Annotated in this window: 9 protein-coding genes and 2 rRNA genes; 10 read left to right on the plus strand and 1 reads right to left on the minus strand. The window is 49.6% G+C overall.

The window, feature by feature from the left end; translation table 11 throughout:
• From LLG96_14335 to LLG96_14380, 10 genes are all read left to right on the plus strand, one after another.
• Positions 1–259, plus strand: a 23S ribosomal RNA gene (locus tag LLG96_14335); the annotation flags it as partial.
• A 92-nt stretch (positions 260–351) separates the two neighbouring features.
• Positions 352–468, plus strand: a 5S ribosomal RNA gene (gene rrf / locus LLG96_14340).
• Between the two features lie 288 nt (positions 469–756).
• The gene (locus LLG96_14345) at positions 757–1,695 is read left to right on the plus strand and encodes a cation diffusion facilitator family transporter (GenBank protein ID MCE5251389.1); all 939 of its coding nucleotides are present in this window, start codon (positions 757–759) and stop codon (positions 1,693–1,695) included.
• A gap of 484 nt (positions 1,696–2,179) precedes the next feature.
• The gene (gene nikR, locus LLG96_14350; GenBank protein ID MCE5251390.1) at positions 2,180–2,614 is read left to right on the plus strand and encodes a nickel-responsive transcriptional regulator NikR; all 435 of its coding nucleotides are present in this window, start codon (positions 2,180–2,182) and stop codon (positions 2,612–2,614) included.
• Positions 2,615–2,736: 122 nt separating this feature from the next.
• Positions 2,737–3,375 (plus strand): energy-coupling factor ABC transporter permease, encoded by a 639-nt coding sequence (locus tag LLG96_14355; GenBank protein ID MCE5251391.1) that lies wholly within the window; start codon positions 2,737–2,739, stop codon positions 3,373–3,375.
• Complete coding sequence (locus tag LLG96_14360) at positions 3,372–3,653, plus strand: PDGLE domain-containing protein (protein MCE5251392.1); 282 nt, start codon at positions 3,372–3,374, stop codon at positions 3,651–3,653. Before LLG96_14355 ends, LLG96_14360 begins: the two co-directional genes overlap by 4 nt.
• Positions 3,654–3,789: 136 nt before the next feature.
• On the plus strand, positions 3,790–4,572 hold the full coding sequence (cbiQ, locus tag LLG96_14365) for a cobalt ECF transporter T component CbiQ (protein ID MCE5251393.1): 783 nt from the start codon (positions 3,790–3,792) through the stop codon (positions 4,570–4,572).
• A complete protein-coding gene (locus tag LLG96_14370; GenBank protein MCE5251394.1) occupies positions 4,565–5,269 on the plus strand; it encodes an energy-coupling factor ABC transporter ATP-binding protein in 705 nt (234 codons plus the stop codon). The genes cbiQ and LLG96_14370 overlap by 8 nt, the downstream gene beginning before the upstream one ends.
• Positions 5,270–5,363: 94 nt before the next feature.
• A complete protein-coding gene (locus LLG96_14375; protein MCE5251395.1) occupies positions 5,364–6,476 on the plus strand; it encodes a hypothetical protein in 1,113 nt (370 codons plus the stop codon).
• 250 nt (positions 6,477–6,726) lie between these two features.
• Entirely contained in the window at positions 6,727–7,827 is a 1,101-nt protein-coding gene (locus LLG96_14380) for a radical SAM protein (protein ID MCE5251396.1), read from the plus strand.
• Positions 7,828–7,866: 39 nt separating this feature from the next.
• Here the strand turns inward: LLG96_14380 and LLG96_14385 are convergent, their stop codons facing one another.
• Positions 7,867–9,222: a T9SS type A sorting domain-containing protein gene (locus LLG96_14385; GenBank protein ID MCE5251397.1), complete on the minus strand. Its 1,356-nt coding sequence runs from the start codon at positions 9,220–9,222 to the stop codon at positions 7,867–7,869.
• Between the last annotated feature and the right edge of the window lie 134 nt (positions 9,223–9,356).

The following is a 9,356-nucleotide window of genomic DNA, read 5'->3' on the forward strand; positions in this document are numbered from 1 at the left end:
GGAAATTTGAGGAGAGCTGTCCCTAGTATGAGAAGACCGGGATGGACGAACCTCTAGTGTGCCAGTTGTCCCGCCAGGGGCACTGCTGGGTAGCTATGTTCGGAAGGGATAACCGCTGAAAGCATCTAAGTGGGAAGCCCACTCCAAGATGAGATTTCCCCATCAGGACCCATGAAGACTACGTGGTTGATAGGCCGCAGGTGTAAGTACAGTGATGTATTCAGCCGAGCGGTACTAATAGTCCGATCGACTTGACCGTTAATTTTAAAAAAGATCTCTTGCCAGAAGACAGATATATTGACTTTATAAGAGATACACGACTACATCATCGTTTTCAAAAAAGATATTAACTACGGTGATGATTGCGGTGGGGATACACCTCTTCCCATTCCGAACAGAGAAGTTAAGTCCACTTGCGCCGATGGTACTGCTTGGGAGACCTTGTGGGAGAGTAGGTAGTTGCCGGGTTATAAAAATGAAGCGTCCTCGAAAGAGGACGCTTTTTTTTAATGGTGCGCATTCATTTGGAGTTTGAGTTTCATGCTCATCAAAGGGAAAATATTCATACAATTTTCAACAAAAAAACCCATACATCCTGAAAAATATATTAAATTGAGTTTTTACAGCCTTTAAATATGTGTGTTTGTCTTGTCGGGGCAGTTCATGAATTGCTCCTACTTGTAATCCGCGAATACCCGCGTTCCATTTATAATTTTAATACGTTTGAGAATAATATTATCCCCAAAGGTCAGTTTGATGGTTTCTCAAATTCTGGAAAAAGGTTCCGATGTGACTCTCTCCGAGGATATGTACCGGTCGGGTATACGAGTCACCGTGGTCGGTATGGTTATAAATGTATTGCTCATTATTCTCAAGTTATTCGGTGGAATTTTCGGGTCTTCGGCGGCCATGATCGCCGATGCGATACATTCGGCGTCGGATTTCCTGACCGATATCGGCGTTATTATCGGTCTCAAGTTTCTGTCGAAGCCGCCGGACAGTTCCCATGCATATGGTCACGGCCGTGTGGAAACCGTGATATCCTTAATCATGGGGCTTGTCATCATTATTACCGGATTTGGAATTTTCAGGAACGGCGGCCATGCAATAATTCATTTTTTCGGTGGAGTATCCCCCGTAATGCCGGGAGTGATTGCTCTCGTCATGGGAATTGTATCCATCCTGTCGAAAGAGGGCCTGTTCTGGTATACCCGTTTTGTGGCACGCCGTGTCGGCTCACGGTCTATTGAGGCGAATGCATGGCATCACCGTTCCGATGCCTTTTCGTCCGTAGGCACGGTGCTGGGAATCGGCGGGGCGATCGTTCTGGGAGAACACTGGACTGTTCTCGACCCTGTTGCTGCCGTTTTCGTGAGCTTTCTTATCATGAAAGTCGGTGTGGACATCTGCTGGAGCGCATTCAGGGAGCTTTCCGATGAGTCCCTCTCCACCGATGTCCGGGATACGCTCGAAACGGCTATCAAGCAGGTCGAGGGGATCAGGGGATTCCACCATGTCCGGACACGGTCGCTCGGCAGGTATGTTACCGTGGATGCCCATGTGCAGGTCGATCCGGAGCTGTCAGTTCGCGCGGGGCATAATATTGCTCATAAAGTTGAGAATGCCATCCGCCGTGTGGTAAAAAACGCCGCGTTTGTTACCATCCATGTTGAGCCCAAGGATGATAGAATATAGTATATGGGCAGCTCTCCGGTTGTTTGTGGAAAATCTGTCCGGCAGAACGATTCCAACCGATTATCTTCAAAATGTGATAACCCGAATTTTAATCTGAAAATGCATCTGCGGTTCCCGGCGCTGAAGCCACGGCATGGTGTCGGGAGTCCCTGTAACGCCGTCATTCCCGAATCATTAATCGGGGATCCATATGCAGCCTGCATTCTTTTCTTATCCTTCGTTGTGATTATCTATAGTCATTGCGGGTATTCATGAAAATATTTGTTGTACTCTTCTCTTAACAGTAATTAAAGAAATCACTTGAATTCGACTATCCACCGCCAAAGGCGTTGGCTTTTCGCCGAATTCATGGCTACGCCACCGTGATTTCTTTACTGTGAAATTTTATAAATACACCATTTCAGAGTACGAGAATATTCTTGCAGACAAGCACGGATAGTGTTATATTTCACAAAAATAGTAACACCAGCGGGGGAACAGTATAATGACCGAGCATGATCTTCAGAGGTTCGGTGTATCGATCGGCGCCAACCTCCTTGAAAAGTTCGATGATCTTATCCTGAAAAAAGGATACACCAACCGTTCGGAAGCGATTCGGGACCTGATTCGAAACAAACTTGTCGAGGCGGAATGGGAAAGTTCAACGGACGCCCGTGCTTCCATAGGCACCATCACCATCGTATACGATCACAACACCCGTGAAATCGGCGACCGTCTCACCGACATAGCCCATGAACACCATGACCTGATCATTTCGAGCATGCATGTTCATCTTACCCACAATTCATGCCTGGAGGTCATGCTCGTAAAGGGATGCGGCAAGGAAATACGGGCTTTTTCCGACCGGATTATCAGCGTTCGGGGTGTCAAACACGGCAAACTCGTCATTACCGGGCTTGTGGAAGACAATTCACATTAAGACTTTTTTTCGCGTATTAATTGTCCGCTTTTTCTCTGCGAATACCGGATAAATATCGGGCAGTCTAAGTAATGCTGTCTCTTGCCGCATACAGTTGCCATCTTTTTCCGAAAGGTTTTTTCATGCATATTCCGCCGGGATTTCTAAAGCCTGAAGTATGGATTTCCATGGGCGTAATCTCTGCGGCCTCTGTGGGGTATGCCATGAAAAAATCCGGGGAGGAGATAGACGAGCGCCGGGTACCGGTCATGGGTGTGCTCGCGGCGTTCATATTTGCTGCGCAGATGGTGAATTTCCCGGTAGCAGGCGGGACATCGGGTCATCTCATCGGCGCGGCGCTTGCGGTTGCCGTTTTCGGCATGTGGCCGGCCATGGTGGTTATGACCGCCGTGGTGCTCATGCAGGCGCTTCTCTTTCAGGACGGCGGGCTCGATGCTCTCGGAGCGAATGTTTTCAACATGGGCATTCTCGGGTGTTTTCTTGCGGGACTGATAATCGGCGCCGGACGTCGGCTCGGCTCACGGGTACTGTATCTCTCGGTTGCCGTCGCAGCATGGATTTCCGTCGTCGGTGCGGCCGTTTTCTGCGCATTTGAGCTTGCCCTTTCGGGTACGAGCCCTCTTGGTATCGTCCTTACCGGAATGGCGGGAATACACGCCATTATCGGTGTATTCGAAGGGATTGTCACCGTGGTTGCCCTCAGGTTCATCATATCGGTCAAGCCCGGCCTTATCCGCATCATGAATGGAGCGAAGCCATGAAGCGTTTTGTCGTGGTGATTCTTGCCATCTCTCTGGGAATCGCGGGAGTTGTGTCCTGGTTTGCCTCGACAAGGCCCGACGGTCTCGAACGGGTAGCGGATGACCTTGGATTCATCACCCGGGTAAAAGACCCGGTATATTCATTTCTGAGAGATTACACTGTCCCGGGGATTAAGGGATTCTGGTCGAACGGTCTTGCGGGCATTATCGGGGTTCTGGCGACATTCGGTTTTGTCGTGCTGGTCGGCAGGATTATCCTGAGAGGAAAAAGACATTGATGCCCCCAGAAGTTCTCATGACAACGGTCAGATGCAGGCGATAATGTTATATTCTCACGTATGAATGGAACTGTCAAAAAACTGTGATAGAAAAATAACTCTTTTAACTATAATTATCAGCCGCTGAGAATTCATAATGCACCATACCCATATCGATCATATCGCGGGTCTCTCGAGCCCTGTTCATTCCATGGATCCACGGGCGAAACTGATTACATCACTTTTATTCATATTCATGGTGGTTCTCACGCCCGATGGGTATTTTGTGTCCTTCGGCATGTACGCCTGCCTCCTGAGCGTGGTGATTCTCGTGTCACGGGTGCCTGTCATGTATGTTCTCATCCGATCCCTCACCATCATGCCGTTTGCTCTTGCCGTTTCGTTGTTTGTGCCTTTCATGACACCGGGGCCTGTTCTCTGGCACATCACCATCGGGCCGGTCGATGCGCAGGTAACTGTCACCGGACTTGTCCGGTTCGCCAGTCTCGGTCTGAGAGCCCTTTTATGCTTTTTTGCCACTATTCTGCTCGTATCCTCGACACGATTCGGAGACCTCATGCGGGCTGCGGGAGCGCTCGGCCTGCCCTCGAAGCTCGTCGCGGTGATGTCGTTCATGTACCGTTACCTGTTCATCGTCATCGATGAGACAACGCACATGAAGCTTGCCCGTGACCTCAGGAGTTCCGGGCGCAACGGGTTGAGCATGCTCCATGCCGCCGGCGGTATTGTCGGTTCATTGTTCATCAGGAGCTTCGAGCATGCCGATCGGCTCTACCAGGCAATGCTGCTCAGGGGGTATACAGGTACACTGGCGACACCCGCAATCATGCGTATTACCGTTCGTGATATGGTGTATTCCGGGATTTTTCTCGGAGTGACCATACTGGGAATTATTGCCGGAAGAGGATTGTATGCCTGAGCCCGCAATCGCCATAAACGACTTTTCGCATATCTATGAGGACGGTACCGTTGCCCTCTCGCATGTAACGCTTTCAATCGAAGCGGGCGAATCTGTCGGCATCATCGGTCATAACGGCTCCGGTAAATCGACCCTGTTCATGAATATTGTCGGCATCCTCGGCCCGGACGCCCGGATAACGGTTGACGGCATTCCCGTGACAAAACAGAATCTCAGGGAAATCCGCCGCAAGGTGGGATTTGTGTTCAACGACCCACGCGACCAGCTTTTCATGTCGAAAGTCATCGAGGATGTGGCGTTCGGCCCCCTGAATACGGGACTTCCGAGGCAAGACGCCCTTAAAGCGGCAGAACATGCGCTCGGCATGGTTGGGCTTTCCGGATTCGATGATAGGATTTCCTATCATCTTTCCGGCGGTGAGATGCAGCGGGCGGCAATCGCAACCGTCCTCGCAATGTCGCCCGAGATCATCGTAATGGACGAACCTTCCGCAGGCCTCGATCCCCGCGCAAAACGGGAGCTCACGGCGGTTCTGCGTAATCTCACGTGCACGAAACTGATAGCGTCCCATGACCTCGAGTTTATCTGCAACTGCACAGAACGGGTCGTGCTTCTCCACAATGGGAGTATCGCTGTGGACGGTCCCTGCCGTGAGATCATCGGGAACACGGAACTGCTCATGAAACACGGATTGTAAGCACTCCTGTCTGTTCAAATGATTTGATGGAATGCGGATTTTAGCGGTTTTTGCGGATGTACACGGATTTGTTTGTCATAAAAGGAGGTCGGTTATGACTGTCAGACGGGTCGTGAAAGGAGTTCCGATAAGCAGACGTCAGTTTGCAGTTCGCAGCCTTGCCACGGCCGGCGCGGTTACTGCTTCTGCCGTATCGGGGATAAGCATGTCTTCGTGTTCGTCCGGCGAACCCGGGAAATCATCGGGAAAAAAACCGGTCAAGGCATTCTGCATCGATTTCAACTGGGGGACTGAGGGCGCTTCGCCTCCCGGCATGTACGCGCATGCCGACCCGGCTGAGCATGTGAAGTGGTATCAGGACCTCGGGGCGAATACCATCCAGACCTTCTGTGTCAGCTACAACGGCTATGCGTGGTATCCGAGCGAGGTCGCTCCGGTGAATCCAGGTCTGAAATGCCCCGATTTTCTCGGTGATATGGTGAATTTCGGCCACAAGGCGGGCATGAAGGTCATGGGGTATTTCACGCTCGGCGCGAATCCCTTCTGGGAACAGCGGAATCCGGGTCTCGTTCACGGCGCCGATGCCGGTTACATCAAGATTCCGTTTACCCTCGAATATCTCGACTATTTCTGCCGTTCGGTCGAGGACACGCTTAAAAAGACCGGGGTGGACGGCTTCATGATCGACTGGGTCCGTCCGACCGACCATAAGGCCTGGCTCGACTGCGAAAAGGAAATGTACCGTCAGCTCATCGGCGAGCGGTTTCCCGATTCGGGAACACCCCCGGAAGAAACGGTGCTCGAATTCGACCGTCGGGCAATAGACCGTGCATGGCGGCATATCACATGGGTTGTCCGCGCGACACGCCCGGTGATTCTCTGGACGAATCACCCCATTCTCAAGACCGAGTATCCGCTCTGGAGCGGTCACCGTCTTCTCAGGGAAGTGGACTGGATTCTGAACGAGGCGCCCGACCTCGAACATCTCGAATGGCTCAAAAAACAGGTCGGCCCCCATACCCTGATCGTTCAGAATCTCTGCGGCTGGAAAGACCATGACGCGTCGATGTGGAAAACGATCGATCCCGCGCAGTTCGGATTCTACGGCTTTGCCAAGGCCGATGCGGTGACGACACTGCCGAGCGCCGAAATTCCGGAGAACATAAAAAACATCGAGATTCTCCGGGATGCATACCACAAGCTGTAACCCGATCTGTTCATACATTTTAATAGAACGCGAATTTGCGCGGATCGGACGGATTTACGCGGATTTGAATGATTGATTGGCAAACCGTTCAACGATGTAGCACAATTATTCGAGCATGTTATAATTTTTTCGGCCGTGTACATTTTTTTGACTCGGATAAAGGGTGTGTGTTATTGCTATCAGGTCGGTATAATCGTATATTATTGTATGAACCGCAGTTAATACGAAATATCGCAAGGAGTATCCGTTCATGCAGATGTTCAACTGGGCGTTTATTAAATCGAGACTCCACTATATCCTCGCCCTGTTTCCAAAGCTGACCTTCTTCAAACTGTATGCCATCGCGGTGGCGCTCGTGTCGTACCTGCTTAAACGCGACCGCTCAACGGCTGCTCCGCCGCTCCTCATCGTGAACCTGACCTTCCGGTGCAATTACTCGTGCATAATGTGCCAGAAAAACGCACCCGGCGACAACAACCCATACAAAAATCCCCAGAGCATCGATTACGAAACGTTTGCGAAGCTGCTCACGGAAAACGCCCGTTACCTGAGCCTCGTGCGGCTTCATGGCGGCGAGCCGTTTTTCTACACGGAGATACATGAGCTCATCGATCTCCTCAACGAGCGCGGCATTCCCTACACGGTCATCACCAACGGCTACCTGCTCACTCCCGATATCGCGGAGAAACTGATCAAGAACTGCATTCAGGTGAGCCTGTCCATCGATGCAGTCGATTCGGAGCTCTACCGTCACATGCGGCGCGGCGGCACAATCGAAAAGGTGACCGAAAACATCCGCAGCCTCAACGAAATCAAACGTGAGCATAAATCGAAGACGCCCATTCTCAATATCTCGTCGGCGTTTTTCGGGTTCAATATCGAGGAATTGCCCAAGCTCGTCAGGTACTGTCATGAAAACGGCATCGAATCGCTTTCTGCAGGCGAGGGTTGGGGATACAATACGCCGTATATAAAAGACGAAGACCTCATTGGCCATCACGCCGACCGGGCGCGGCAGTCGATTGCCGAGGCGCGGAAACTTGCCGATGAGCTGGGGGTCATCCTGCGGCTGAAGTTCCCGGGATTGAGGGAACACAAATCCGGCGACCGGCCGGTCGGGAAAAAGCCGGAACTCACCGGTAAGAGCTGTCTGAATCTGTATGTTTCCGCCGAGCTGCATCCCGATATGAGCGTTATCGCCTGCTGTGATGCCAAGGCGGCGTTTGGCAGCCTCAGGGATGCCAGCCTGCGTGATATCTGGAACGGCCCCGGATATATCGATGCCCGCCGGAAGCTGCGAAGCCGCGAGGTTCCCGAAGCATGCAGGGGATGCAAGAGCCTGTATGTGTAACCATGCTCTCCACGATAGAGGTCTGATTCTCCACCGGCTTTACTTTACCATCACCATCTTTCCTGTCACAGTCCGCCCGCCGCAGGTAAGCCGGGCGAAGTAGATGCCCGTCGAAGCTGTCACTCCGGTGTCGTCTTTACCATCCCATACGACGGTGTGCCGTCCCGCTGTCAGGAACTCCGTAACGATTATGCGGACTTTCTGCCCCGATATGTTGTAGATGCCGAGGGATGTAGCACCGGCTTCCGGCAGGATGAATTCGATGGTTGTCGAGGGGTTGAAGGGATTGGGGTAGGAACGGATTACCGGAAATTGTTGGGGTGTTGTGTTTTCTTCTACCGAAACCGGGATGAGTTCACCGGAGTATTTTGCAATTCCGTTGTTTGTTCCGATCCAGATGGTATTGTTCTTTTCAAATGCGATTGCATTGATGGAATTATCCGGCAAACCGCTGTTTTCCGTGTTGAATGTTGTCCAGGTTTCGCCGTCGAAGCGACAGACACCGGCGTCGGTGCCGATCCACTTTGTGTTGTTGTAGTCGACTGCAATTGTGTAGATATTCTTGCTTGGTATTCCGCTGTTATCCGGTGTGTAGTTTGTCCATGCTGCGCCGTCATATGCCGCCACACCACCTTTATATCCAACCCATATAACTTTATTTTTGTCCAAAGACAGACAGCTTAAATAGTTATTATGGAAAGGGATATCATCGGTATTCAGCTTAATCGAGTTATTGAAATCATAATCGTAACCACCTGTGAAAACATTTAATAGTATAGTTCTATAAGCATTCAGCCTCGTTATATATATTATATGATTATCATCATACAATACAAAATCAATTGAGTCGAATTCGAGAGGATATCTTTTTATGGTATTTTTACCATCGTACTGTGCGATATATGGTCTAATAGAATGAAAGGATTCCCCGCTTCCTAACACATATATTGTATTGTCATCATCGATAATAATTCTAACAATATCACCGCCTGCTATCCAATCATTCACACCGAACAATGGAAAACCGTTATGTTCTTCTAAAAAAGCCCTTACCATATAATCTTGAGCATTGTATTTGAAATCGTAACTGACAAGATTTCCACGATTACTGAACCATTTGACATTGTTTTTATCAACTGCAATTACTCTTCCTAAATGATAATCTTCTCTTCCATAGTATTGATAAAACACAGACCATTTTTTGTCATCATATATTGAAATTCCTGGATAACCAATATAATGACCAACCCATTTAATATTGTCCAAATCTATTGCAATCGAAGAAACAACATTATTGTAAAGACCATCATCAACAGTATAGGAAGTCCAGTATTCATATCGATGATTTTCCGAAAATGAAATATTCCCGGAAAAGAATAAAAATAAAATAATCATTTTTTTCACGGTAATTCGCCTTCGATAAGTGAGGCAAACGGTATTCTATTCACCTCTTTTTTCAGGGTGTGTTTGGGGAAAATGTATATTAGTACAGATAATTGGTGATTATATCCAAAATATTGATAATAATA

This window comes from bacterium (genome assembly GCA_021372535.1).
GTDB lineage: Bacteria > Latescibacterota > Latescibacteria > Latescibacterales > Latescibacteraceae > JAFGMP01.